We start from the raw sequence: 24,507 nt of genomic DNA, 5'->3' as shown, positions 1-24,507 counted from the left end.
CTCATTGGGTGCAACCTTTGGGGCTTCGTTGTTTTTACTGCCCACTTGAGCGCTCATCACGAAGACATCGCGCAAGTCGCTGCACGATAGCCGAATTAATAGAAATCCCATCCATCTCTGCCATGCGTCGAATTTCTTCTTTCATTCGCTCAGGTAAGCGAAGCTGAAAGCTATCGTTCTTGCGTCCGGTATAAAGCACATCTTGCATTCACTATCTCCCTCTTCTGGTAGCATCATTTTGATGCCTGACACCATTATGATGTCATTGTGAGTAATGTCAATATGATGCTATCGTGTTTTACATAAATAATTACGGCCCACGAAAATGACTGAAAAAGAAAACCCAACTTTTGTAGAAAGATTTACTGTCAGAATGCCTGATGGATTGCGTGAGGCTGTAGCCGAGAGGGCAAAGGCTAACGGTAGGTCGATGAATTCTGAAATTGTGCAAATCATTCAGGATGCTTTATCTGATGATCATCTTATGGCTGAGACTGAGAGGTTTGAGCGATATCAATCGGAGCTAGGTTCTGAAGAAACAGTCGATGAAAAAATGTCATACCTTAAGAGGCTGGAAGAAGATGACCCATTCGCTGCAGCGCTTCTTAAGGAAACGGAAGAGCATAACCTGCGTTTGATAAAACTTCTCGGGGAGTATATTCAAAAATCAAGCAGCAAAAAGCCCACCGGAGTGGGCTAAAGCTAAAAAACATCCAACTAAGCGGTGAGCTATTTGATTATAGCCTCTGGGTAGCAACGACAAACACCGTTCGGGCAGCACTTACCCTCGCCGGGATGACCGGTTTTTGCTGGCCTTTTCCATGCGAATTTTTTACCATTATTTTTTTTACATTCTGAGCAACAATCACCATCCTCAGCAGATCGCCAAATATAGTGAGTTATACCTATTTGAGTCTGTCGAATCTCTTCTGCCTTGGCATGCATCCTTCCCCTCGCATTAACTTTTTCGAAATAAAGATCCATATCTTCTTTTCGTTCTTGCTCAGTTTTTTTAGTACCATTAGCATGCTTTGCTTTGGGATAAGAAATTCGGCTATTACGGTTATAAGAGCCAATTAAAGTATTATCCTGCTTTCTCTTAATCTTCTTTCTTGCTTTGTAGATAAAAAGTAAAATTATAAATAGCAGTATTGCAGGAACCATCATTTCACCTTCACGCAATCATACGTCCAGAACTGACGCGGCTCGTCCATATTCACGCGGACAACTTCTACGTTGTGACTGCCATTGATTTTCTCGCGCCATCTGCATCGCGCCACTCAATTACAATAAGTGGTACCGGTATTGGTCGTGTAACACTCGCGATTAACTTGAGCACCACCTTCGCTACCAGTCGTAAGGGTTGTACCCGTGCTTGTCGTATATGCCTGGGTATCGACCGTCCGACCAGAACTGTCAGTTCCCGTACAGTACGTTGTACCGGTGACAGTTTTGGTGCACGTCACCGACGCCAGAGCGGGGACAGAGAACAACGAGAAAAGGGTACATATAATCAGTTTTTTCATAATATAGGCGCTATTTTCGCTATAGTTGATTGAGAAAGCTTGTCCCTTCCACCCTTCGCCAGACAGAGCAGATCCATGTACCACGCCTGCCCGCGAGTATCACCAGTATAGTTAATAGCGCCGACAAAGTAATCACCATCGAGATTTATCGCGGCTAATTGCCCGTCACCAGGTACGCCATTAACGTACACATTCCCGTCAGTTGTGGTTTCTCCGAGTACGCCCGGCGACATGCCTACCTGCTCGTTCGAGAGACTGGCACGGTATACTGAAGTCTGGTCCAACCGGATAAGGCCACCCAGCTTAATATTTGGGTTTATAAGGCAACGAACATTGATCCCGGCCCCCATCGTCTGCTGTGGCATACCGATCAGGCCGGTGTTCGCATTGAGAACGATGGTGTAATCCAGATATTTTGTTTCCGGAACGACATGCACCTGATTATTTTCATACCACCAGTTTGCATCACACTTTTCAGCAATATCATTCATCGTGTCGGAAGTATTGCCGACGATGACTTTTGCACGCGGAAATACCGTTTTTGGCATATCTGGAACCACACCGGCAGTGATCCCGAAAGGCGAATAGGTTTTCATGGCTGCTCTGAAAACATCATCGTATTTCCAACCAGCGGCAATGGTAGTGCGCATCCCTGCGTACATATGCCCATTCCAGCTATCAATGGACTGAATCAGTAACCAGGTATCAGTGATGTTATCTTTACCCGCCACTGTAAATCGGATCTCACCATTAAAAATCATGCCGATATTCTGATCGGGATAATTCCCCGCGTCATCCATATTTCCGTCATATCCGGCAATGATACGAATGCGCCCAAATTCTTTATTTTTTATCCTGTTCTGCGTTACCTGCGACAGGTTGTAAATTTTGAAATTGCCAACAAAACCGTTAAAGATGGTGGCTGGCATTTTTTGAATATCAAATGTCACCTTTAAGTCAGAGAGTACGATCCCGTTACCGTTATCGTCCAGAAGCTGTATCTCAAAGTGACGCATCCAGTTCTCAGACATTATGACTCCGTAACCGCATAAAGATGGCTCGTTGTCCCGAGGCCCGTTTGAGTTGAATACTCTGTGGCAGGATCATCGCACGCGACCGCCAAACTGAACCCGAGTCCGAGATAGGCATACTGCGCCAGCAGATCGATACCGGTAACCAGTGGGATACCGGCGATAATATCCTCATCACTGCTATTTTTCAGATCCAGAACCCAACCCATACTATCTCTCCAGACGATCCGCATTGTTAATACGTTCCCGTTTAACGTGATGCTAAAAGTCTGATTATCTGCTGTCAGCGGAATTTCTGTAACGACCATTTATCCCCCAAAAAGGCTGCTGAGAATGGACTGGCTTGCAGCCTTAGGCGTTTTCACACCGGTATCCTGTATCGCACTGGTATTGACCCCCTGCTTCATACTTTCCTTCCCGGCACTGGTAATAACCTGAGTTTGCGAGGTGATCACCTCCCTCAACGTAAGGGTGGCCATCAGGACGTTTTCACTGGTTCGGTCAGTGGTGACATCCAGAACACGGATGAGCATGTTGGTGTACATCCGCTTTCCAGTCACCACATCGAATGGTTTACGGGAGCGTTGAAGGGTAAGCAGTTCCTCATACATTTCTTTCGGGCTTTTACCCAAGGTCAGCCCAAGGCCGGATGTGTCAGCAAAATCCAACACAGAGCCGCCCCCGGAAAAACCCGTTTCCATCACAACCTCAGACGGCCTGCGAAATGCATGATCAGCAGTAAATCCCGCACCGTCGGCACTGGCACCACCAGTTGTGGATGTTGGCACCTCGACTGGATGCTCTGTGATTTCTAGAGTGTCGCTGTGCTTCTCAGTGATAACCACATCAGGAATGATTATGCCTATCTGGCGGGAACGCTGGCTAAATAAGACTGAAAGAACATCCATTAGCTGTTACCTCGCCTGAGTTGTTGTGTGTTTCTCGAATTTACTGAGTTCTGCTTGTCAGCAACGATATTGCCCGCCTCACGTGGATCGCTTACGCCAGAAATATAAATCTTGGTGTCATTACTCTGGCTAACCCCACCTCCCGGCATATTACTGCGAACCTTTGGAATATAATTTCGCGTTTCTTTTGGCAATAAACCCATGCCATATTTACGAACATTACCGATCCCAAAGTTGTAGGAGGCCAGCGTTTTATCCAGATCCCCACCGTTCATTTTCATCAATTGGCTAAGATATTTGGCGGCAGCTTGCGCAGACTTAACCGGGTCAAAGACGTCATTACCTTTCAGCCCCATGTCGCGAGCCGTCGGATCCATAAATTGAAAGAGACCTTTCGCGCCAGCGCCAGACTGGGCCAACGGATTGCCCGCGGACTCAGTGATCGCAACGCTTTTCAGCAACCCGGCAGGAAGCTGATAAAGTCCTTCAAGCTTATTCAGGGTGGGTTCCAACAAGTTGAGCAGTTTTGAACCTGACTCTGTTGCATGCGGTCGGCGCACTGACTGGGCATACTGCTCTGGCTGACTAGCTTGATCAGGCGGTGTCGGGTCACCAACATTCCCACTGAAGAAGTTCTGCATGTCCTCAGTGTCTTTGTCAGACATGATGTGAGCCTTACGCAGTAACCGCCAGAAGGGACTATTTGCGAGTTTTCGTCCGAACTCTTCGAAGAAACCATTGAACTTGAGATTCACGTAGTTAATGGCTTCGGTAATGGCCTTCGACCAGTCTCCCTTCATGAAGTCTGAAAGACTTTTGAGGGTATCCTTCCAGGTGAGCGTCCCCGTATTCAGGTCGTTGAGCTTATCTGTGAACCAGTCCAATCCCTTTTTAGCGGCTTCAATGCCCGGCTGCCATTTTTCCCAGTCAATAAGGCTTTTGCTGCCCTCTTTCCAAGACTTATAGTCGTCGTAGAGCAGAACCAAAGAGCCAATCAGCGTAGTGATAATACCAATTGGAGAAGCAAGAAAAGCGCTATTAAGCACACGCCACGCAACTATCAATGCGCCAAACGTGGTGATCAGTTGCTGCGTGCCTTTGTCTAGCTTCTTCCACCAGTCAATGATATCGCCGCCTGCTTGTATAAGCCTGAACACGACGCGCCCGATCACATCCGCCAACCAAAGCAGACCTTTGATACCCCGTGTGATGGTTTCTTCGATTTTGGGGAAGTTATCAAGAATTTGTTTACGAAGGTTATCGATAGAACCGGCAAGCCCATCGGCGAGGTTAGAGCCGATTTTATCCCGCGCCATATCCGCCATTGCGCCCAAATCACGCAACGATGTCATGAATTTGTTAGAACTGACGGCAGCTTGATCGGGTTTGTACCCCATGGACTTTGCCATGGCAGTATATTCAGCGTTAAAATTCCCCAAGCCACGGCGCATTGCCATCAGCGTGTTTTCATCAATACCCAGCATCTGCGCGTACTGATTAGCACGGTAGTACGGCATTTTGCTGAGCTGCTGGCCGACGCTGGTGAAAACAGATGACATGTCGCGCATGTTGCCGCTGGCATCTCGCGTCTGCACACCAAGGCGGTTAAGGAAGCCTTCAGCGCCCGGATTGTTGCGCATGAAACGTGACAGGCTTTCTAATGAACCCTGTGCTGCTTCCGCGCTCGAACCGGTTTGTGACGCCGCATAACCCAGCGCCTTGATACCCGATACGGTGGCACCGGTGCGTTGTGATGCCCAATAGAGGTTATCCAGTCCGCTGGCAATCTTCGCCGTAAAGGCCGTGACAGTCAGCGCAGCACCTTCCACCACCGCCGCCATTTTGAACATGTTGGCCGTCACGCCAACAATCACAGAATCGAACTTCTGAGCGCCAGCATCATCGATTTGGAAACCGAGACTGATCAGGAAGTCCTTAATTACCTCAGCGTCCATATTATTCCAACCTTACGAAACTGAACCCCTTACAGGTATTGCGGTTACCCTGGAGGCACGAAGTTACGTTATGAGAGTTAAAACCAGCAGCTCTAATTTCTGCCGTGCCACGGAGAATGAGTGTTTCTCCTGTGTCATGATTTGTCGCTTTAATAGGACACCTGAATCGTTTTGCCTTCTCAGCCCGAGGATTGTTACCATGACCCGCTCTCCATAAACGCCGGTTGTTTTCAAGCGTCGTTACCCATTCCAGATTGCTAATTCTGTTGTCACTCCGACACCCATTAATATGATCAATTACTGGGAGTGAGTCTGGATTTGGAATAAATGTCATAGCGACAACTCGATGCGAAAGAAAAATGTATTGTTTTCCCTCACGACACAATTTCACATCCATGTAACCACTTCGCCTCAAATACTGAGTCATTAACTGACCATAATATTTTCTGGTACCCCCAGTTCTCCGAGGCACGGTTCGATCGAGGCTTCTAATTTGGCCATTGGAATGAGCCTGATAGAGACCTTCAAACCCTGGAATATCTTTCCATTCAGCATCCATCGTTATCCGCTCTCCATTTCTCTATGCGCGCTTCGTTATCATTTTCCATCTGGAGGTAGTCATTCATCAGCGCAATGTCGTAGAGATCAACAGCGCCCGACTTCAGGTCTTTCATGTCGAGATGAAAGGCCTTGGCCGGGCGCAAGATGAAATCCAGATTCTCGGGTAATGAATTGAGCGTTATACCGCTGGCTGATCCTGAGTCGGCGCTGTAGGGAGTTCTCGCAAAAAATTTCCCAGCGAGTCACCCACCACTCGACCGACTATTTGCAACATTGCGGGAAGTTCCAGGTCGTCGAATGCCAGCACGTCGCCCTGCATCAATGGAACCCATCCTTTCCCCTGCTTGCGGTAAGTCACAGACAGGCACGGGTAGATGATGGCATTGGCGTTTTCATCACTCAGGTCCGAAAGTGCCTGAGCAATTTTAGGCAACGTTTTTTCCATTATTGCCATTGAGTTGCCAGATGATGCAAGACCACGAATAGACTGAAAGTCAGAAAGCATGCCGGACAGAACCGGCAGCAGCTTACGGGACACTTTGAACTGGTCGAATACGCTCAGTTTGCGGATCTGATACGTGTTGTCTTTGATGTCGAATTCCATCGATTAAAACTCCCCTAACAGTTCATCAACCTTGCCGCCGTCAAACACCCATGCCACCGTACCGCCTTCTTTGGCGTTGGCGAAATCAGGGTGTTTCTGGAAGGCTGAGGAACGGATGGTGGCCAGGTCGCCGGATGCAGAGTTTCGGACGACGAAAACGTTGTTACCCCACAGCGCAGACGACTGGCTTTGCGCGTTGTAGGCCAAAGACAGCTTTTTATTTACTGGCGACGTTTTAAGGAGGGTGACGGTAACGGTACCCGCCTTGCCAGCATGAAGGCTGTGCATGATTTCGCCATCAGCGCCCACTGTCATGGTGTTTTTCGCTTCGGACATCGCAACGCTGATCCCTTCTTCAGCGTTGGCAGCGCCATAGCCCAAGTCAATAATTCCGGTCGGGCCGGTCATGGATGCCGAAACATCCATAAAACTGTAAGTTGGCATTTTCTATTTTTCCTGTATCAGGTATCTCTTCCCCTTTTTCGCATTAGCTGACGCAGTAAGGGGCTGAATGTTCGTAAAATGGCAGGCTTTGATCATCTGATTTATGTCAGACAGGTCAAATGAAGATAGGGGCTTGATGTGGTCAAATGTCCACGATTTTCCATAGTTTAGCCACGTCATCTCAGGTGAAAATTGACGCTCAATATGCGCTTTGAATTCATCAGGAGTGCAACCGCAATACTTGATTGAAAAAGTCATTTTATAAGTACCGTTGGCCCACTGCTGAAGACCTCTGGTAACTTTTCTCATGCCTTTCCATTGGGGGGAATCTCTGTTTTTTTTGACCCACTCATTACCTTGAGCGGTCTTTTTATCGCGATTCAAAGTATTATATTGCTGGTCGTACTCTTGCTTTCTTTCTTTATTTTCTTCATACCAAGCAGATACCCTGGCCTTACTTTTCTCAGGAGCAGCAACGTACTCATCGCGCTTACGCTTGAGAATTTTTTCCCTGTTTTTTAAGTGATATTCCTTTTTGTAATCACTGGAGCACTGTCGACACCAATTATGGAGACCATCCTTAGTCCTTTTATTTTTAACAAACAGGGTTGACGATTTTTCAATCTTGCATCGGTCACAAATTTTCATAGCGTGAAGCCCTCACATCGGAGAAGTGTTCACACCATAATATCACCTTACGACATTAATCTGTACGTCCGCATAGTGAATTGCGCCAGCAAGTTTGCACGCCACCTGAATGAGCGGAGCTTTACGCTTCTCGCGGTCTGCCTGCGCCTGCGTGGTCAGCGGGTTGGCGTAAACGTAATAGCCTTTTGTCAGTGTATCGCCAGAGCTGACCTGTCCAATAGGACCGCCATTCCAGATACCTGAAGCAACCAGACCATTACTAACTGCCTGATCCATCGACTGCTCGACATTAGTCAGCAGACGAGTAACACCCGCCTCAGTCTGAGGAATTTTGGTTGTGCTGGTATAAAGCAGGTTAAAGAGGTTGGTCTGCACATAATTTTGCAGCCAGTCCAGGCCATGACGCTCATCAAAGAAATCGCCGTTGGACATCACCCCCTGTTGAATGATTGCCGTATCGTTCGAGTAATACACGAATACGTTAGCGTCCTTCGCATCCAATGCCGCCGCCTGCGCCGTGGTCAGCGTTTCATAGGTTACGGTCGGTTCCTGCTTGAATTTCAGCGTAATGGTCGTGTTATTTCCGTTGAAATTAACGGTGAATGCCCGACCGAACGCCGACAGGGCCGCGTACTTACTGGATGATGAGTACTGGCAGAACGTGCGGCTGTAACTGCCCGATTTAAGCTTCGATGCCAGATCGGTTGTTGTCGCAGCCACCAGTGTTTCAGGCTCCTGAGTGGTTACTGCAAGAATGCGAGAAACGCTTGCTGATTCAATGGCAGTAGCCACTGAAAGAACATCATCATCTACCAGCGCATCGGAATCTGCGATGCCCAAGCCATACCAGTTGGTAAACTGCAAGACAGCGTTAACAGCCTGCAGCAGAGTTTCCGGAGTGCCGGTTTCCGCTGTGGCTATCGTCTTCGCCCAACGCCCAACATAAACCAGAGTCGGCGCGGGAGACTGTGAGAAAAATACCGTGGCGGCTTTGTATTCTTCGCTGGTCACGCCAAAGTCAGTACCGATGTCTTCAGCAGCGCTGTAAAGTCGAATACGCTCTGTGATCGGGATAATCTCAGAGGATCCGAGAATGAGCAGAGCGCCAAAATTGCGCCCCGTTGCCGCCGTAGGCGACATGATGACGTCTACTTTGACGACATTAGAAACAGGTAAGCCCTGTGGCATGGTTTAATCTCCGAAAAATGAAACGGGTGCTGATAGGAAGGTTTTGATTCCATAGGTGCGGATCAATTTGCGACGCAGATAAATAGTTATGTCGTAGCGCCGAACCCACTGGTTATTAATCAGTTCTGGCGCTGGAACTAATTTGGTGAAAGTGCCGAGGGAAAGACTGAGAGTATTAAGCTGCGCGTTGTTCTGAGAGATCATTAAGCCATCGCGAAACTGGGAACCGATACCCTGACTGCTTGGGCCGTAGAACGAAGCCATACATTCGATTTGTTCATGCTTCCACATTTCAGCAGAGTCATCGGTTTGGTTTTGAAAGGCCGGATTGGCATCGTCACTGATCCCCAAAATCCCGAACGCGCACCAGTTAGTATCTTGCGGGAGCTGAGGTGGCTGAATTGGTGTCCAGCGGGGACGAACATAACCATCAGGAAGTCCTGATAAACCAAGGATCCAATCACTGAGCTTTCTCTCAAGGGCTTCGTCGTCATCTGGTGGATCGCCCGTTGGCGTCAACCAACCCGCTACGGTGGTGTCATTGCTCAATTGGCATTCCCCCATCAAATGGCAGCAGCTCGCAATGCGCCTGAACGAATCCAGCACCATAAGCTGTATAAGGGTCTACGAACGTCACGCGGTAATCGCGATTCTGATAAGTCACGATGTCCGCATCACGACCTGTCTGGCCCTGAGTCAGCCGTTCAGTAGTAACGATAAGGATTGCTCCAGTCACCACCTGCCCCGCCTGCATGCGCCTCGCTTCAAGCGAGCGGTCAACCGTCACGACGCCAGTGAACGTTGCGGACGCTGGGTTGTTTGTTGCGAATCCCTGTCTATCAACAGTCTGAGTATTGCGCGTCACCACCAGGGAGAAGTCTGCAAAATCAGGGTCGAACAGGATTTCAGTCACATCAAGATTCGGCATCTTTATCCCTCACAATGTGCGTTATTGCTCGCCGATACTTACCGGTGTCAATTAATGGTTTATCCCCCGACCTTCCACTCCGCCTTCTTTGTGCAAGAGTCCCAGACGCGAGTGGAGTAAATCCAGTCGTGGCGATGTACCTCTTTACGCCATCGGCAGCGATAGTGCCTGCAGCTTCTAGAGATCTGACCGCTGATTCCTGATTTCCATCAAGTGCTGACGAAGCGGCTAACTTTAAGTGAGGAAGATATTGAGACTTTACAGAATCGACACCAGGCACAAGGTGTGGACGTGCTGGTATGTTTTGAGCAGGTGAGCCGTTCTCGTTGATGTAACCAATGGCAGCGTTACCGAAATCACCATTATCTCTTGCGTCTTCCGCTTCTGGGATGCCGACTAATACATCTTTTTTCGTGAGTGCCTTGAGTGCATCCAGAATGCTTTGCACATTATCCACCCGTACAGTGAGCCCTGACCTCATAGCTGAACTCCTCCAAGGCCGAACATCATCAGCAGTTGCCAGAATTCAGACCCATAGCGAGTATTGTTCCAAAATCCAGCCTCAGCATTTAGCGTTGACGACGTGTCATAGCCCATGCTGACTTTATCGACAGATTTTGATGTCAGAATTCCGCTATTCGAACCACCCGCCCCACCAACGGAAGATGACCGGATATCCGCTGCATATAGCGCCATGTAATGCGCAACGAATAGCTCGGCGATATAAGGGAACATGTCCCCCATTTCTGAGCCATCAATTAGTGTATCAGCAAGGTTTAATCTGAATTGGACTACTGCATCGGGAAACTTTATGGCATCGGAGAACTGCGGGAAGTCGCGGCGAAAATCACTTACTGTCGGTAGGTTTAGGTTTCTTGCCATCGTTGGTATCCTCAACAACTGGCTCTTGAAGAGCAGCCAGTTGAGCGGTCAGGCTGTCGATCTGCTGGGTCTTTTCTTCACTGGCCGTCTGGATTTCGATGATGGTTTTATCCTTCTCTTCCAGTTGAGCGGTCAGGCTGTCGATCTGCGCTTGGAATTCTTTGGTGTCAGCGCTGACCTTTGCATTGCCGGTCACTTCGGCATGCGCAGTAACGAACCAGTGATCTGCCACCTTCTCATCTACCGTATGCTCACCAGGGTGAAATTCCTGACTGGTGCCATCTTCATGAGTGAAGGTGAAGCGCTTATGGACACGGATTGTTTTCTTAGCCATGTAGTTCTCCTGATGGCCCCTTTCGGGGCCGATTGCTGGGTTAGATGCCGTCTAAATAAGCCAGAGTTTCTGGGTAAGGAGACTCAACAGCACCCAACTTTCCGTAATACGTGGTCAGTTGGTAAATGCCACGGTACTGAATCGGAACGTTCTGCAAAGGCACCATAGGGAAACGGATGTACTTCTTATCGTTGGTGTAGGCCACCATGCGATCAGTGCCGCCCACGCCTGCACCTTCCAGCCATTTCACTGCATAGATGTTCAGCGGAACGCCGTTCTGGTGGTAAGCGATGGTGTTCATCTGCAAGTAGGTCAGCAGAGACTGATTACCGGCATCCGAGACGATACGCTGAGCCAGAAGCCCAAACGCTTTAGGCGGCAGACGAAGATCGCGTGGAACCAGCGTATAGCCTGATGCTGCCCAGGCGTTCGATAGCAGCGTATTGATGGAATCCAGAATCTGCTGGTTAGTGGAGTTGGCCCACGTAGCAACAGCATTCGTAATTGAAGCGCCTGCGTAGTTGAATAGGCCATTCACATTTAACTGGCTGTCACCGATATAAACCTGCTCATCGGTATCCATGTTCCACTTAAGCAGCATTCCGTCGAATTTCTGCGTGTCAACCGGGCGGCCAACTTGCGCAGCGGCTGCTAGCTCCACAACAGTCCAGCCCAGCTCCATACCCCAAAGGGTCAGCGGGAAGCCAGTTTTAGCAATGTCGAGATTCACACCCGCGATGGCAGTAGAGTTCTTGCCGATCCAGTTCTTACCGTTCGGGTTCGGAGAACCAGCAGCGGCAAATGAACTGTTAGTGAATGAGCTGATGTCATCAGCGATTGATACGTCTTCGCGCAACTGAATATCACGCGACCAGGTGTAACCGACGAGCGGCATGTTCAGAGTCTGATCGAGGCGCTCAAGTTCGCCGATCAGGAACGCGCCAGTACCGTCTAAAGTGGCTTGGTCAAAAGTAAACATATTTAGCGGTTCCCTTAGATGTTGTAAGCGATTTCGGCATTACCGGCAGCATCGCCAGCACCGGTGAATGTTGCGCTAGGCAGCACGACAGTTTCGTTTGCTACGGCAGCCCCCAGAATTGAGCCCAGTGGACTTGTATCGGTAGGGTTGGCGTTTCGCACGTATACCGGCGAACCTTTCAGCAGGCCAACCGCTGTACTGCCGATGTTCACAGTCATATAACCGCGCTTCATCACATCGCCAGTGAAGTTCTTGTTCGGGCCAACTTGGCGAACCATGTCAGGCGTCGAGGTTGTTGGGTACGGTCGAATGTAGAGACCAGTGATCACCGTTGCGGCATCCGCAGCAACTAGCGGAATGAACTTGCCGTCAGCGCTGTCTTTACCAGCCAAGCCATAAGCTGGGAAGGTATTAGACGCAAGCAGAATGACCGGTTCAGTGGTTAAGTCTTGTGGGCGAGAAATTGCACCCGGAATGCCTACTGGCATGCGACGCAGATAAGAGGTCATTGAGTTACCTTATTTTTTCCAGTGGGCAGCGTATGCAGCGTTAAGCGCAGCCGGTGAGTTTTTGTTTGATGCGTCAAAGAAGTTTGAGCGACCTGTGTTAACAACGGCGTTATTCCGGGCCTTAGCAATTTCACTGGCGGAAATGAAAGTTGCGTCCAGGGTGGCCTTTGGCATTTTGGCAAAGTCCGGCGCTGCACCAACCAACGGCATCAGCAGGGCGTGGCCTTCAGTCGTTTTGAATGCAGCATCCATCACTGAGCGTTTGAACGATGCCAGCTTGCCGCCTTCCGGTAACTTGACGCCTGGCATGATGAGGTCGGCGCGAGAAATGACACCCTGCTGATAAGCAGCATCAGTGGTCATTTTTTTCTTTTCGTCCTTTTCGTCTTCATCATCGCCAGCGTCGGTTGTTGCGGTAGATCCGCCGCTGATAATCCCTTGCACAAGCAGCACCAATGCATCGACCTTCGCTTCCAGTTCGCTGGTTGAAGATGCGCCTGCACCTTCTTCATCAGTGGTCAGGCCGCCCAACTCTTTCTCTGGTGGCAGGGGCTGCGCCGGGTTAATAACGATGTTTACTGCGCGAGCCAAATCAAGGCTTGGTTCGATCAGCTCCTGCGGTGCGTTATCGACCAGTTCAGCCAGACCATCAGCGTCCTTGGTTTTAATCGCTCGTTTAAGCTGGGTTAACCAGCCTTGATTTTTTGTAGTCATGAATAAGCTATCTCCGATTGAACAACGAATGCCCGCGCGCCCGTTGGGGACGCCCGCACAGTGGTTACCTACAATTTTGTATTGTCTCGCCTTACCGGGACCGCTTTGCTCATACTCTGCGTCGTAGCCCATGGAGATCTGGTCTTGGCCATCCATCACCTTTTGAATGCCTTCGGCGGTCTTGATGTGGATATCTCCGAGCATCAAATCTGCCTGGTCACCAGTACCGCGCCGGACGTTTTGAATATGACCGTGCGCATAGTCTTTCCAGTTACCCGGATTAACCATGTCCTTAGGATGACCAAGGGTGAATGCCATACCTTCGAAAGAAGCGAGAGTCTCCGGTCGGAAAACTTCATCGGCATCACGGGTGACAACAATCTCGCCATCCTCGTCGCCGATCAGGCCTTCCAGTTCGCTTTCGTCGTATGCCTGCATGCCGGTGCGCGCGATGGGAACGTCTTTGCAGAGCAGCGAGCCGTCTGCCATTTCGAACCGGCTATTACCGATCCGTGAGGTGTAGAAATATTGCATTGTTAACTCTCCGGTATTACCACCTCTGGATAGCATCTACAGTTAGGGAATTGCCCTGCATGACCTGTCATACCGTCCAGCGTTGGAGGTTTTGACCAGTCAACATATTTTCCTTCCATCTGCTTGTGGGAATGACGAACATCACTATCTTCAGCAGTGCGCCATATATAACCAGGTGATCCGATAGCGGTTGAACGGGCTTGAGTTAATGCGGTGGATGCGCGGCCAACCTCAGTACGGGCGATAGTTCTTGCCCGCGCCTCCGTGACGTCACCAGTGCGCATGATTTCTTTGGTCAGTTCGCTTGATCGCTTGCCACTCACTACAGCCTCAATAGCCGCATTGTGAATGTCGTAAACTCGGTCTGCTGCCTGAAGGGGGAGTGATTTGAACAGCTTCACCTGCTCATCAATGATACTGCGGGTAACCTGACCAGTGCCGCTGTTCATGATGTCTCGCAGGCCTGATGATATTGCCACCGACCTTTCACGCCACATGGCATCATCAGATATTTCTAGCGTAGACATCAGGCGGCCTGATACTGCCGCTGCCCATGGCTCTATCAGGTCAGCATATCGCTCAAGTCGGTCCATGATGTCTGTAACACTGTCATTTGAACCATCGTAAGAACCCTCGACGATTGCTCCTACTGCCTGGGCTATCTGTCGTAGCTGCGTTCTTAGTTGCCGCTCTGCCCTCTTCAGGTTTGGTGGTTTCGACGTTATCGAGGTCTTTCTCGCTCGGCGGCGGGAGATCGCTGGCATTATCAATATCCTCGTCGCTGATTGTGGCCCCAATACCGGTTACACGGGCTGTTTCCTGCAAGTGTTGAGCGCCAGCCTTTTCAGTCATAAGTCCAGCGTCCACAGCCTGTACGGTTGCGGCCACGACCTTAGTCGCAGTATCCGCACGTTCACTGTCAGGCGTCTGCCACAGTTCGTTGAACTCGAATGAGAAGTCGTCTGGAAGTGGCTGCGAGTACATGCTCATATGCATCACTTCGAAGACTTTCCGGATCGGACGGCGCAGCTTGCGCTCTTGCCGAGTAGAAACGGTGTCGTAATAGTTTGCTAGGTCAGCATCGCCAGTTGAGAATCCTGCAGGCGATTGTCGGAAAAGGCGCACAAGAGGGATATCGAACGCACCGGCCACTTGCTGAGAGAACTGCGCAAGGACGTCGCTCAAGCCAGCGAATGCAAAGCTGTGTGCCTCGAACTTATCCTTAGCATCCATGAGCGTCATACCCTCATTGCTCTGGTACTGGCGGATCATGTCCATGTGAGCCATCAAGCCTTTGAACGCTGGGTTATCCTTCCCCATAGCGAGAAGACTGCGGAGTCCTTCAATGCTGTACGTCCGCAAGTGGGCCTTATAAACTAGCTGGGCGACACCAGTGGTAGTTGAGTCGAAAGCCAGTAACCGATCGAAGCAACGCTCTATCACTGACATGCCCCAATCGTTTTCCGTGATACGCTGCTGATATGGCAACTTAACGCCGTCAAATCTCATTAGCCTGGAGTGATGGATTTTCCACGGCGGTATGCCGGTTGCAGACGTCACTACGTTGTAAAATTCTGGCATTCCGAAATCCGGCCCGAGTTCTTTAACTCGCTGTCCGGTCATCGCATTAAGCATCCATCGGTCCATCACCATGATGCCTTTGAAGGAGTCTTTGCCTATGGCCTCAACGCGGAGCGGCTTAGAATAGTTCTGCCCATCAATGAGGATGACCCCAACAGCTCCGCCGTAAAGGTTTGCCCATTTGAGCGTGTCATTAAATGCTTCCCAGATGCCCATTTCATCCCAAGCACTGTCAAGCTCATTCTTGCGGCCATCCTCCAACTTGGAAGTGATAGTAATACCCTTGCGGGTCATGTCATCGGGAATGGCGTCAACGCCCGCGCCCACCAACCAAGATGAGCGGTAAGCCTGCTCGACCAGCAGCCGGTTACGCGACGTCCAGTTGTTCTTGTAGGTGCTGGCGCCCGACTGGTTCGACTCATTCAAACCGAGCCGGGCGGTAAAGTTCTCGTAACTATCGTTGGTCGGAATGCTTATCGACTCGACAGGTTGTGTTTCTGACATATTCAGCCTCTGCCGAGTTGCGCCCAGATATCCAAGGCGGTATTCATTGGCGCGTACGCAATCATGACCGAGTCAGCCAGGTTGGGTGACTTCGTGCCATCAGGTTTTTTATCCACGATGATTTTGCCCACCCCGTTGACTGAATAAGTGGGTTGCGACAGTTCCGAGATGAGCTTGCCGAGTTTCTCTATGTTGCCGTTTATCGAAATGATGTCGTCCGGGTTGAAATCCATGCCTTCGACCACGGCGCGATATGTTTTCTGAAAGCGCGTGCGCAGACTCCACCAGCTCTGAGCTTTGGCGTTTGCGAAGAAGTCCTTATTGAGACGACCAGGCTGCCCGTTATCACCACGAACGGCCTCAGCGTCAGGATCGAAGACGCTACCGCTTCCGCGAAATGGAGTTGCCATGATCTGGCGTTGAAGCTGACCTTCACGTTGCTCGTTGATCACACGGGCGTCTCCGCGCGCACCAGCTCCAAGGCCATCAGTATCGAACCGATAACTTTCAAGTTGTTTGTCGTCGCAGATGCCAAACGCTCTCTGAATCGTGCCGAATATGTCATCGCCTTTGCCAGACCACTCTTCGACGTTCTCCAGCAGGAAACCGTGCCGCGTCGTAAATGCATTGGTGTCTTTGCCTTCATCGGCGATATCGAGCGCACCCATACGTTGGCCGGTGGCCTGAATACCGAGTTTTTCATGCGCATCAATGGCTGCCTGAACCCATGCAGACGGGATCAGTACGCCTTCGACAGACGCGTTGTAGTTGATGTCGATTTCCTGCGCGATGGTGACCGGGTCGAGGTTCTCCACCTGCTTTGCATACCAGGCGTCATCCTTGCGCGGGTCATCGCGCCAGTGGAATGTGAAAACTTTGATTTTGCCGCTATGGCGCCGCTCAGCGAATGAGTTCGCCATGCCGTTCGGCGTAGACACGTCCTGCCTACAGTTCGTCGTGGCAGACAACGAGGCATCGACCAGATACGGCCGTTCCAAGAATGCTGACTCATCAACAATGTAAAAGCTGGTACGGTCACCGCGTCCGATCCCGTCGCCCGCTTCGCCGGTCATGGCTGACTCGGTATCAGGAAACAGGATCCGCATGTGCGGTGCGTGCTGCTTGACGCTCCAGCCGCCGCGAAACTCAGCAGGCAGAAGCGATATGAAGTTTCGAGCCTTGTCGAATAGCGACTTCGGCGAGCCGATTTTATCGACGTATTCCTCTTTACGAGAGCCGAAGCCAGCGAATACGCCGCGATTGAACAGGCACAGCGATGAAGCCATGCCGACCGTCAGCCATGACATGCCCATGTCGCGCGTCTTTTCCGTGATACCAGGCTCAGCGCTGCGCCAGCGTTCAACGAACCATTGAATCCACTCCTCCTGTTTCGGGAACAGCAGGAACGGGATGCGCGCTGGCAGGCCGCGTTCGACATTGCGCGGGTCAACAGTCATGCCCCAGTCGATGATGAATTGGGCGGGATTGTCTTTGTAAAAGGCTTTGAGAACTGGCAGTAATTGAGGGTCTTGGCGAATGCGCTGCAGCCTTTCCATTCGCCATTCAAAAACCTGCATGTAGTCCGGCTCTTTGAAATTAAATGAGAATGGGATCGGCATAATGAATCCGCGGTTATTGAAGTCGCATACAAAAAGTCACATATTAAATGTGCTTATTAACAAAGGAGATTTTATGATCAACACATACGAGACTGGACAAATGGTTACGCTCATATCTGGCGGACCAGAAATGACAGTTAGAGAATACTCGCCCATCCAAAGGGGCTATCAGTGCCAATGGTTCGCTGGTAAGAAATTGGAACAAGGATATTTCCCTGGTGATTCGTTAAAGCTAGTGCTACCTCCAGCCAAGGAATAGGGCATGGAAAATAACGATATCGCTCAATGGATGCTGAAAAAACTAAGTAAAGAAGGATGCGTTTATCAGGATGATGTTGTTGATTATCTAATCAAGAGCAAAGACGAATCGCATTTAATTGAAAATGCGGATGGCAACCAAGTGTTGGGGCGCCCTCTTCTAAATGAATTTCTCAAATTAACGAAAGATGATGTCGTTTGGGTTCGTTCCGGATTTTACTGGCGTTATCGCGTTGCAGAAGATGAACCGGGAAGAAATGCCCGCGGCTGAGCCCTTCACAACTGAAGTTTTATATGGGGCGAATTAGCCCCTTTCTCATCCCATCATTTTCCGATACGCCTCCGCCGCTTCATCCGGCGTCAAATTCGCAGTCTGGATAGGTCTGCCGCCCGGCCCGCTAATCTCAGTTTTCTTCGGCGCTTCCCAGCCCTGTAATTCGGCCAGCTGTTTAATGGCCGCCTTCGGATCATGCAATTTGAGCTTTAAGCCATCTTTTCCAGCGGTCAGTTCTGATATCGCGGCGAGGTGTTCCTGCTTCAATTCATTCGAGTTCTTGAACGCCCAAGTGGATTGGATGACCGGATGCCCGTCATCATCTTCGCCCACAACCTGCGTCCCGAATGTAGCCAGGTCTGCAATGGATGTTCGGCCCATAACGGTCAAGCGTTCGAGCGCTTCCTGATACGTCATTACGGCCTCAGAAACCTGTTCGTGCTGCACGGATTTCAGAAACGCTTTTACGTTAACATTTGCATACAAACGGGAGGCGGCAGCGCGGAGAGCATCACCTTTGGCTTTGCCGCCCGATTTCTTGTAGGCGTCGGTTTGATTTTTGCCTTTCAGCAGCTGCGTCACGTATTTTTTCTGTAACACAGTAAGAGCAGCGAAAAGCGCTTTTTGTTCTTCTGTTAGCGTCATTTTCACTCCTTATTGAAACCTCCGTTAATTCATTATCAGGAGCATCAGGAAAAGTGGATGCCCCTTGTAATGCGTTATCGGGTTACAGGTATTTCTTAGCCAGTTCTTTCAACTCGTCTTTTGCAGCTTCACCCAACTGAGCAACGCCGCTTTCAACGAATCTTAGTGCTGCTTCGAAATCAGCCACACCTGCTTTTACTTCTGCTGCTGGGGCTGCTGAGGCTGCAACTTGAGCGGGGATGTCTACTACTTGGTCAGTCATGGTAACTCCTGGTGTTTTGGTTTCGACTGGTGTCGGTTTGGTGTAAATGCTGATGAGCCATGCAAGAAAACGTTTGATCATTTCTGTCTGGCCTCTTCTGCCTTGCGAATGTCTGCCTTATCCCGGTTTACCTTCTCAATGGTTGTCATCATTTGAGAATTAATCGTCAGACACTGCCCCCACAGCAATGGGTCAGGAATTACCGGGACCGGATAATCACCCAGCAGGTTTGCCGGGAGTGGCGTAGGTGGAATTTGCACGTATTTTATCTGCGTATTTCCGCAAGCTGTCAGCAGCGGCAGAAGGAACAGGCTTATCAGCGCAAGCATCGCCCTTGATCGCATTCGTGATGTAAATAACCTGCGCTTCACCATCACTTTGCATGCCTTGTTTAGCATTGATGTTTACCTCTGCAATGGTGTTGAAAATTCCAGTCGTGAGTGCCTGGGATTTTGTAATGAACTCAGCCTGGTTTTTAGCTTGGTTAGCCACTGAGATTTCAGACTGCTGGCTGATGGTCTTGCCGTAGTAGTGAAAGGCGGCCCACATCAGAACGCCGATGATTAGCGCGAAGATGATGGTGATGATGAGGCGAACATAATTAATGACCATCACTCACCCCTTCAGGCACATGGCCTTTTCTTTTTCGCGTCGGATAACTAAGCCGGGTAATTGCTTACCGCCGCCATTAACAAAGTCAGGTAGGTGGTTACACATCATCGGCCAGTTACCTGCCTGTGCGTATTTGTGAATGGAGGTTTCAATTCGAGTTTTTCGTGCGCTGCTGTAATAGCTCCGCAGGCTGGTACATCCCATATTGAACGCTGCCGATGTCATAGCGCTGAACTGGTTATCATTCATGTCGCGGCCACGGAAATACGTGTTTATGCACTTCTCCGCAGCAAGAATGTTTTTCTGCCAATCGGCGGCGATCTGTTGATCGGTTTTTCGCGTACCAGCTTTCACGTCGTGTGTATTACCTATTCCGTCAGTCAGATATCCAGCCGGACAAACATATGGCTCTCGGCGGCATGCCTCTGCATTACCGATAAGCTCAAGACCTTGCTCATTTGTCCTGACCTGTCCACCACTAACAACAATAGCGATGATGGTCATCACTGCGCAGGTGCCGCCTATAACTCCCTTGCGAGATACCGAAGCCATAATCAGTCCTCGCTCTTTTTAAATAGGCTCCGCTTTTCAGGCGGCTGGTTAATTATTCCGGCATCTACCCCGCGCTCATAAGCCCGCGTACGACGCCACTCGAAATATGTGTTCGTGATGTAGGTTGCGATACCTATGACGAAACCGCCGATGATGGCTATTTGATTCCAGTCCAGATGTCGCAACCAGTCGCTAAAGCTGCCAGCGCAGATAAGTCCTGCCGATGTGCAGTAGGATGCCGCTGATGCAATTTTCTCTGGGATCATTTTCATTTGTCCCACCTCCCATTAGTTGAATGGGCTGTGTTTCTGTAGTCATAAGGAGTAGAGCCGACGCCAGACGGATAGAGGGTATTTTGTCGCTGATTGGCGTGGCTCTAAATTTTGGCAATAAAAAAGGCCCACCGAAGTGAGCCTAATAATTTGATATTTTTACCATTTTCAGTGAAATAGTGCTTGCTTAAATAAGTAGGTACACCTGTAATCATTACATCAGCAAGACGCTGAAACGGTAAAGGCCTCACCGAAGCGAGGCCAGTATGAGGAAAGGGTTATGATGAAGTTAATCATCATTCTGATTGTTCTCTTAGTTGTAAGTTTCGCGGCTTACTAAGACAGTCAGAAGGAGGGGAGAAATCCCCTCCACCCTAACCCCCAATTTAGGAGTTTTTCATGGCACAGTCAAGAGTCGACATTCAGCAGAAAAGCGACGATAAGCGCGGTGTTCGCGCAAAATCATACAAGCTACCAGTATCAATTATTGAGTTGATAGAGGCATTGTCTAAAGAGACGGGAACACCACAATCAGCAGTGATATCAAAAGCTGTCGAGCTACTCGCTGAAAGTCTGAAAAAGTAATGCTGGTACATGGCATGGCAAAGGGAATTGCCTGTCCATCAAGCAAAAAGCCCCGGCGAGTGCCGAGGCTTGAATGTGTGCTGGGTATTAATCTCCCATCATTAGGAGTGAATCTAGCCAATTTTATTCACTTTTGCAAAGCAATTTTTTCATTACATTGATTTATAGTGTTATTTAGTTAAATCATATCACAGCGAGAAACGCGCCCTAACACGCTCTCAGCGGCGCTCGCATCTTGGCAGCAATGGCTGATAAGCATATCGAAAAAGCGCTGCCAGTTACGGTTCCACGATGGCTGAGATAGCTCAGGCAACAGGCCTTTCACAACCTTGAAAGCTGGCGCGCTGGTCATCGGCTTCAGGCCGGTACCATGGCAACGTTGACAGGTTTTCTCGACCGCATGCCCAGCAAGCTTGGTAGCAACCAGGTCATAAACCTTTCCGGTACCACCGCAGCGACAACGCGCACGCTCGACATCAGCCGTGCGGCAGAAGTCATCTACGGCCAGTTTAGCCAGCAGGACCATACAGCGGGCCATCTGGCGCCCGGATGCTTTGCCTACGAGCTTCGGTGCTTGCTTGATAGCGAACTGAGCCAGGCGCTCTATCGCCGCCTCACGCTCTTTCGGGTCTTTGTTGTATTTTGCATAAAGTAGGCTCAAACCTTGGGCCTCGCGCGACTGCGTAACGCCCAATGCAAACATGACATCGGTATATCCCCCCTTCCCGCCTGAGCGGCTCTGAGAGGCACGCACTACGCGCCGATCCTGCATCTCGCCGGTATGGTCGGTGCAGAGGTTCGATTGAGGCTTGGTCTCCACGGCCATACTCATGATTGAGGGTGATTTAGGGCTACTTGCCAGCAGTGCGTGTTCGATTCTCATGCGCTTTCTCCGATGTTGATCAGGCCAGCTTCGCCCCATAATTTAGTCACGCGCACATCCCAGACCGCGCAGTCTTCATCGTAAATCGCATCCATTAGAGCCTTGAGAAGGTTGTCAGCGTCTGGGCGTTGACGATGCGGTTGACCGTTCCACTCTGCGCGTTTTTTCTTACTCCAGCTTTGAGGCATTGGCATGACGAAAGTAACGTGATGGCCGCATTCCGGCAGTGAAATCTTATTGAGTCGCACCTCGTCACAGAACGCGCGATAACGCAGCACAGGCGGGCGCTGTTTCCAGCGGTCTCTCTGCGTCATTCGAGGCTTTGGAATGGGCGTTATCGCGTAGGTTTTCATCAGGCTCCCTGTTGTGCTCTAAGTTGCTGGTATTCACAGCGCGCCGGAATGGTCAGCCGGAAACCGCGCTGATGCGCCCAGGCATCGACTTGCTCGAGGTACATAGTCATTTCACCGGTATCGAGCAATTTGGTAGATTTCACGTACCGGGTTTCGCCCATTACCGTGATCGCCTTTGGCGGGCAGTAAATCTCTTTCAGGTATTCGTGCAACTGCTCACCCGTGAACTTACCCTTTGCGGCTTTCGCCACTTGGCCAGCGATTTCGCCATTCCATTTCCAGAGCAGCGCGTTCTGGCTAAGGCTGCGCTTATCACGCCATTCAACGATGCTGACACGGTAGCGCTTACCTGATGCCACCATATCTCGCAGGACTGGCCATAGTTGGGCCTTCGTGGTTTCGTGCAGGCAGAAATCATCCATCAGATCTCCCTCTTCGCGTAGCTACGTTGTGATACGGATGGTTGCGGACGAACCTTGCAGATTTCAGCGGCGCGCACCTGATCAGTCGGCATGAAGTGTCCATTTTTAAACTGCTGATAAACGGTGCCGAGCATACCGAAACGGTTCTTCGTCACGATGATTTCAGCGTATGGCGCCGTCGGGCCGTCAGGCTCGTAAACACCGTCGCGGTAAAGCATATAAATCCCGTCCGCGTCCTGCTCGATAGAACCGCCGTCACGCAGATCTGAGTTGACCGGGCGCTTCTGGCCCTTTGGTCGACTTTCGACGTCACGGTTGAGCTGGCTCAGCGACATGACAGGGGTTTTAAGCTCTTTCGCCATGCGTTTCATGCTGCCGGAAATGTGGGCGATAGCGAGGTCGTTACGCTCGGCGCGTGGCTTCTTAATCAGACCGAGATAGTCAGCCATGATCAGTGAAAGGTTTGGGTGCTTGCGCTTAAGTCGCTCAGCGATCGCACGCATCTGCTCAATCGTCAGGTTAGAGGCATCCACAACCCATACCTGCAATCCAGAAAGGCGCTTAATGCCCATGGAGATCCGGCCCCAGTCTTCATCGTCCATGCGGGAAGGTTTGCGGAGCGAGGAAACCGGCATGCTGGCCGCACCCGCTAACTGGCGCTCAATAACCTGCTGGGCGCTCATTTCCATTGAGAAAATCAGCACTCCGCGCGGTAAATCTTCCTCACCGATGCGAATGGTGCTTTCAGCAACGCCCTCAGCAACCTTGAGCGCAAACTCGGTCTTGCCCATGCCAGGCCGTGCGGCAACGACAATGAAATCTTCGTTATTCAGGCCGCCGGTGATCTCGTCCAGCTCGACAATACCGGTTTTCAGCGTGTCGGACTCTTCACCATTCAATAGCCGGTGTTCAAGCAGATCGGCATACGAGCCCAGCAGCTCATCGATATGAACCGGCTGGATCTCGTCGTGCGAGCGGTTGATGTTCATCACCTGGCTTACGAACTCCTGAATCGTGTCGATAGCGCGTTCATGGTTGTTCGCGGTGGTGATTTGGTCGTAGTAGGTTTCCATGAGTTGCTGGAACTGGCGGATCTGGGAAAACTCGCCAACGATCCGCGCATAGCCCTTGAGGTTTGCAGCCGATGGGCATTTGCGCATGGTGTCCATGACGTTAGCAAAGTGCTCATCACCCATGGCTTCGGCAATCAACAGTCCGTCGATTAACCCACGGTTGTTCGCCTGGCGCTTAATCTCTTTGAAAGTCAGGCGATAGAACGGCACGGAAAATGATTCTGGATCCAGCGTGGCCAGCACATCGGCGGCATCCGGGGTGTAACCGCTCAACAGCAGACCGCCGATCACGCTTGCTTCGATTTCCTGATTGATCACAGCGTACCTCCACGGACTTTCCGGAAGGTGACCGGCTTCAGCAAATAATCTAAATCTGCGCACCAGCCAAGGCCGTCTGGGCCACCAAAGTAAAAATCGCGGGCATCTGTCAGGAATATGCCGAAGTACTCCCGAAATCCTTCTGGCGTCTTTTTAGCGAGGTGTCCCGCAAGTTCACGGATTGCCAACTCACGGTCTCGGTAAAGCTCTGCTGGAGGCATGCGCCCGACAGTAACTTCGTTGTAAGCGTCGATCACCGCCTGGCAGTCGATATCAACACAGGTTTTCTGCCAAGCTTCTGCGTCGGAAAGATACCCATCAAAGCGGTTAACACGGCAGATATTCATCGGCTTCGCCACGGTGTTATTGCGACGCTTCCACGTCTGCACCACCCAGCGAACGACCAACTGCAGGTCTTGCAGGGTGTAGGCGTTGCGAGACTTGGTTTCTGTCAGCAGCACGGCGAATGGCTCTGCAGAACGGCAACTGCCTTCGGTGAGCTCGTTGTAATACTCCAGAGCCTGTGTTGCTTCTGCCAGAACCTGTTCA

The 24,507-nt window shown here is 50.5% G+C and carries 37 protein-coding genes and 2 pseudogenes; 5 read left to right on the top strand and 34 right to left on the bottom strand.

Going from position 1 to position 24,507, the window contains the following annotated elements; translation table 11 throughout:
• Nucleotides 1-34: 34 nt before the first annotated feature.
• Nucleotides 35-208, bottom strand: a complete 174-nt coding sequence (locus tag IEV89_RS03130) for an Arc family DNA-binding protein (RefSeq protein ID WP_188470273.1) — start codon at nt 206-208, stop codon at nt 35-37.
• A gap of 117 nt (nt 209-325) precedes the next feature.
• On the opposite strand from IEV89_RS03130, the gene IEV89_RS03125 reads away from it, so the two are divergent.
• A complete protein-coding gene (locus IEV89_RS03125) occupies nt 326-700 on the top strand; it encodes an Arc family DNA-binding protein (protein WP_188470271.1) in 375 nt (124 codons plus the stop codon).
• Between the two features lie 29 nt (nt 701-729).
• On the opposite strand, the gene IEV89_RS03120 is transcribed toward IEV89_RS03125, so the two are convergent.
• The 23 genes and pseudogenes from IEV89_RS03120 to IEV89_RS03015 all read right to left on the bottom strand — a co-directional run bounded on the left by IEV89_RS03120 (nt 730) and on the right by IEV89_RS03015 (nt 17,449).
• Nucleotides 730-1,167 (bottom strand): putative phage head morphogenesis protein, encoded by a 438-nt coding sequence (locus IEV89_RS03120; RefSeq protein ID WP_229746347.1) that lies wholly within the window; start codon nt 1,165-1,167, stop codon nt 730-732.
• Nucleotides 1,164-1,238, bottom strand: a pseudogene (locus IEV89_RS21620) (hypothetical protein); the annotation flags it as partial. The gene IEV89_RS03120 and the pseudogene IEV89_RS21620, both read right to left, overlap by 4 nt.
• A gap of 284 nt (nt 1,239-1,522) precedes the next feature.
• A complete protein-coding gene (locus IEV89_RS03115; RefSeq protein ID WP_188470269.1) occupies nt 1,523-2,557 on the bottom strand; it encodes a hypothetical protein in 1,035 nt (344 codons plus the stop codon).
• Nucleotides 2,557-2,865 carry a phage baseplate plug family protein gene (locus IEV89_RS03110; protein ID WP_188470267.1) on the bottom strand — a complete coding sequence of 103 codons (309 nt, stop codon included), beginning with the start codon at nt 2,863-2,865 and terminating at the stop codon, nt 2,557-2,559. Before IEV89_RS03110 ends, IEV89_RS03115 begins: the two co-directional genes overlap by 1 nt.
• Nucleotides 2,866-3,465: a phage baseplate protein gene (locus IEV89_RS03105; RefSeq protein WP_188470265.1), complete on the bottom strand. Its 600-nt coding sequence runs from the start codon at nt 3,463-3,465 to the stop codon at nt 2,866-2,868. It abuts the gene before it with no gap.
• Entirely contained in the window at nt 3,465-5,420 is a 1,956-nt protein-coding gene (locus tag IEV89_RS03100; RefSeq protein WP_188470263.1) for a transglycosylase SLT domain-containing protein, read from the bottom strand. Before IEV89_RS03100 ends, IEV89_RS03105 begins: the two co-directional genes overlap by 1 nt.
• 1 nt (nt 5,421) lies before the next feature.
• A complete protein-coding gene (locus IEV89_RS21615; RefSeq protein WP_188470261.1) occupies nt 5,422-5,979 on the bottom strand; it encodes an NUMOD4 motif-containing HNH endonuclease in 558 nt (185 codons plus the stop codon).
• Entirely contained in the window at nt 5,969-6,124 is a 156-nt protein-coding gene (locus IEV89_RS03090; protein WP_188470386.1) for a DUF6889 family protein, read from the bottom strand. Before IEV89_RS03090 ends, IEV89_RS21615 begins: the two co-directional genes overlap by 11 nt.
• Nucleotides 6,125-6,159: 35 nt before the next feature.
• Nucleotides 6,160-6,585, bottom strand: coding sequence for a phage tail assembly chaperone (locus IEV89_RS03085; RefSeq protein WP_188470259.1), 426 nt, complete (start codon nt 6,583-6,585; stop codon nt 6,160-6,162).
• Nucleotides 6,586-6,588: 3 nt separating this feature from the next.
• Nucleotides 6,589-7,029, bottom strand: coding sequence for a phage structural protein (locus IEV89_RS03080; RefSeq protein ID WP_188470257.1), 441 nt, complete (start codon nt 7,027-7,029; stop codon nt 6,589-6,591).
• A 3-nt stretch (nt 7,030-7,032) separates the two neighbouring features.
• Nucleotides 7,033-7,677 carry a hypothetical protein gene (locus IEV89_RS03075; protein WP_188470255.1) on the bottom strand — a complete coding sequence of 215 codons (645 nt, stop codon included), beginning with the start codon at nt 7,675-7,677 and terminating at the stop codon, nt 7,033-7,035.
• 42 nt (nt 7,678-7,719) lie between these two features.
• The gene (locus IEV89_RS03070) at nt 7,720-8,865 is read right to left on the bottom strand and encodes a DUF3383 family protein (protein WP_188470253.1); all 1,146 of its coding nucleotides are present in this window, start codon (nt 8,863-8,865) and stop codon (nt 7,720-7,722) included.
• 3 nt (nt 8,866-8,868) lie between these two features.
• Complete coding sequence (locus tag IEV89_RS03065) at nt 8,869-9,414, bottom strand: phage neck terminator protein (RefSeq protein ID WP_444542658.1); 546 nt, start codon at nt 9,412-9,414, stop codon at nt 8,869-8,871.
• Complete coding sequence (locus tag IEV89_RS03060) at nt 9,404-9,793, bottom strand: head-tail adaptor (protein WP_188470251.1); 390 nt, start codon at nt 9,791-9,793, stop codon at nt 9,404-9,406. Before IEV89_RS03060 ends, IEV89_RS03065 begins: the two co-directional genes overlap by 11 nt.
• Nucleotides 9,780-10,274 carry a hypothetical protein gene (locus IEV89_RS03055; protein ID WP_188470249.1) on the bottom strand — a complete coding sequence of 165 codons (495 nt, stop codon included), beginning with the start codon at nt 10,272-10,274 and terminating at the stop codon, nt 9,780-9,782. Before IEV89_RS03055 ends, IEV89_RS03060 begins: the two co-directional genes overlap by 14 nt.
• On the bottom strand, nt 10,271-10,675 hold the full coding sequence (locus tag IEV89_RS03050) for a DUF4054 domain-containing protein (protein ID WP_188470247.1): 405 nt from the start codon (nt 10,673-10,675) through the stop codon (nt 10,271-10,273). The genes IEV89_RS03055 and IEV89_RS03050 overlap by 4 nt, the downstream gene beginning before the upstream one ends.
• On the bottom strand, nt 10,641-11,009 hold the full coding sequence (locus IEV89_RS03045; RefSeq protein WP_188470245.1) for an STY1053 family phage-associated protein: 369 nt from the start codon (nt 11,007-11,009) through the stop codon (nt 10,641-10,643). Before IEV89_RS03045 ends, IEV89_RS03050 begins: the two co-directional genes overlap by 35 nt.
• 40 nt (nt 11,010-11,049) lie before the next feature.
• Nucleotides 11,050-11,988: a DUF2184 domain-containing protein gene (locus IEV89_RS03040; protein ID WP_188470243.1), complete on the bottom strand. Its 939-nt coding sequence runs from the start codon at nt 11,986-11,988 to the stop codon at nt 11,050-11,052.
• Nucleotides 11,989-12,002: 14 nt separating this feature from the next.
• On the bottom strand, nt 12,003-12,497 hold the full coding sequence (locus tag IEV89_RS03035; RefSeq protein ID WP_188470241.1) for a structural cement protein Gp24: 495 nt from the start codon (nt 12,495-12,497) through the stop codon (nt 12,003-12,005).
• Nucleotides 12,498-12,506: 9 nt separating this feature from the next.
• The gene (locus IEV89_RS03030; RefSeq protein WP_188470239.1) at nt 12,507-13,745 is read right to left on the bottom strand and encodes a DUF2213 domain-containing protein; all 1,239 of its coding nucleotides are present in this window, start codon (nt 13,743-13,745) and stop codon (nt 12,507-12,509) included.
• A gap of 2 nt (nt 13,746-13,747) precedes the next feature.
• Nucleotides 13,748-14,272 carry a phage head morphogenesis protein gene (locus IEV89_RS03025; protein WP_308420847.1) on the bottom strand — a complete coding sequence of 175 codons (525 nt, stop codon included), beginning with the start codon at nt 14,270-14,272 and terminating at the stop codon, nt 13,748-13,750.
• Between the two features lie 82 nt (nt 14,273-14,354).
• Nucleotides 14,355-15,830, bottom strand: a complete 1,476-nt coding sequence (locus IEV89_RS03020) for a DUF1073 domain-containing protein (RefSeq protein ID WP_188470235.1) — start codon at nt 15,828-15,830, stop codon at nt 14,355-14,357.
• Between the two features lie 2 nt (nt 15,831-15,832).
• Nucleotides 15,833-17,449: a terminase large subunit gene (locus tag IEV89_RS03015; protein ID WP_188470233.1), complete on the bottom strand. Its 1,617-nt coding sequence runs from the start codon at nt 17,447-17,449 to the stop codon at nt 15,833-15,835.
• 1 nt (nt 17,450) lies between these two features.
• Between IEV89_RS03015 and IEV89_RS21935 the strand changes: the two genes are divergently transcribed.
• Together IEV89_RS21935 and IEV89_RS03005 are read left to right on the top strand one after the other, a co-directional pair.
• Nucleotides 17,451-17,708 carry a YodC family protein gene (locus IEV89_RS21935; protein ID WP_308420846.1) on the top strand — a complete coding sequence of 86 codons (258 nt, stop codon included), beginning with the start codon at nt 17,451-17,453 and terminating at the stop codon, nt 17,706-17,708.
• A gap of 3 nt (nt 17,709-17,711) precedes the next feature.
• On the top strand, nt 17,712-17,978 hold the full coding sequence (locus IEV89_RS03005; RefSeq protein ID WP_188470229.1) for a DUF6953 family protein: 267 nt from the start codon (nt 17,712-17,714) through the stop codon (nt 17,976-17,978).
• Nucleotides 17,979-18,023: 45 nt separating this feature from the next.
• Here IEV89_RS03005 and IEV89_RS03000 read toward each other — a convergent pair whose 3' ends face one another.
• The 5 genes from IEV89_RS03000 to IEV89_RS02980 all read right to left on the bottom strand — a co-directional run bounded on the left by IEV89_RS03000 (nt 18,024) and on the right by IEV89_RS02980 (nt 20,324).
• Nucleotides 18,024-18,626: a terminase small subunit gene (locus IEV89_RS03000; protein ID WP_188470227.1), complete on the bottom strand. Its 603-nt coding sequence runs from the start codon at nt 18,624-18,626 to the stop codon at nt 18,024-18,026.
• Between the two features lie 82 nt (nt 18,627-18,708).
• Nucleotides 18,709-18,969 carry a hypothetical protein gene (locus tag IEV89_RS02995; protein WP_188470225.1) on the bottom strand — a complete coding sequence of 87 codons (261 nt, stop codon included), beginning with the start codon at nt 18,967-18,969 and terminating at the stop codon, nt 18,709-18,711.
• A gap of 135 nt (nt 18,970-19,104) precedes the next feature.
• A complete protein-coding gene (locus IEV89_RS02990) occupies nt 19,105-19,500 on the bottom strand; it encodes a hypothetical protein (protein ID WP_188470223.1) in 396 nt (131 codons plus the stop codon).
• 3 nt (nt 19,501-19,503) lie between these two features.
• A complete protein-coding gene (locus IEV89_RS02985) occupies nt 19,504-20,052 on the bottom strand; it encodes a lysozyme (RefSeq protein ID WP_188470221.1) in 549 nt (182 codons plus the stop codon).
• Between the two features lie 2 nt (nt 20,053-20,054).
• Nucleotides 20,055-20,324 carry a phage holin gene (locus IEV89_RS02980; RefSeq protein ID WP_188470219.1) on the bottom strand — a complete coding sequence of 90 codons (270 nt, stop codon included), beginning with the start codon at nt 20,322-20,324 and terminating at the stop codon, nt 20,055-20,057.
• 280 nt (nt 20,325-20,604) lie between these two features.
• Between IEV89_RS02980 and IEV89_RS02975 the strand changes: the two genes are divergently transcribed.
• Both IEV89_RS02975 and IEV89_RS02970 read left to right on the top strand, forming a co-directional pair.
• Nucleotides 20,605-20,664 (top strand): type I toxin-antitoxin system Ibs family toxin, encoded by a 60-nt coding sequence (locus IEV89_RS02975; protein ID WP_188470380.1) that lies wholly within the window; start codon nt 20,605-20,607, stop codon nt 20,662-20,664.
• 59 nt (nt 20,665-20,723) lie between these two features.
• Nucleotides 20,724-20,909, top strand: a complete 186-nt coding sequence (locus tag IEV89_RS02970) for a ribbon-helix-helix domain-containing protein (protein ID WP_188470217.1) — start codon at nt 20,724-20,726, stop codon at nt 20,907-20,909.
• Between the two features lie 178 nt (nt 20,910-21,087).
• Here IEV89_RS02970 and IEV89_RS02965 read toward each other — a convergent pair whose 3' ends face one another.
• The 5 genes and pseudogenes from IEV89_RS02965 to IEV89_RS02945 all read right to left on the bottom strand — a co-directional run.
• Complete coding sequence (locus IEV89_RS02965; RefSeq protein WP_188470215.1) at nt 21,088-21,792, bottom strand: antitermination protein Q; 705 nt, start codon at nt 21,790-21,792, stop codon at nt 21,088-21,090.
• Complete coding sequence (locus IEV89_RS02960) at nt 21,789-22,145, bottom strand: RusA family crossover junction endodeoxyribonuclease (RefSeq protein ID WP_188470213.1); 357 nt, start codon at nt 22,143-22,145, stop codon at nt 21,789-21,791. The genes IEV89_RS02965 and IEV89_RS02960 overlap by 4 nt, the downstream gene beginning before the upstream one ends.
• Nucleotides 22,145-22,567 (bottom strand): NinB/YbcN family protein, encoded by a 423-nt coding sequence (locus tag IEV89_RS02955; protein WP_188470211.1) that lies wholly within the window; start codon nt 22,565-22,567, stop codon nt 22,145-22,147. Before IEV89_RS02955 ends, IEV89_RS02960 begins: the two co-directional genes overlap by 1 nt.
• Nucleotides 22,567-23,955, bottom strand: coding sequence for a replicative DNA helicase (locus tag IEV89_RS02950; RefSeq protein ID WP_188470378.1), 1,389 nt, complete (start codon nt 23,953-23,955; stop codon nt 22,567-22,569). Before IEV89_RS02950 ends, IEV89_RS02955 begins: the two co-directional genes overlap by 1 nt.
• Nucleotides 23,955-24,507, bottom strand: a pseudogene (locus IEV89_RS02945) (replication protein); the annotation flags it as partial. The pseudogene IEV89_RS02945 and the gene IEV89_RS02950, both read right to left, overlap by 1 nt.

This window comes from Hafnia psychrotolerans, assembly GCF_014639435.1.
Taxonomy (GTDB): domain Bacteria; phylum Pseudomonadota; class Gammaproteobacteria; order Enterobacterales; family Enterobacteriaceae; genus Ewingella; species Ewingella psychrotolerans.
The sequence above is the reverse complement of the archived record's forward strand: the minus strand, read 5'-3'. Positions and strand labels throughout refer to the sequence as shown.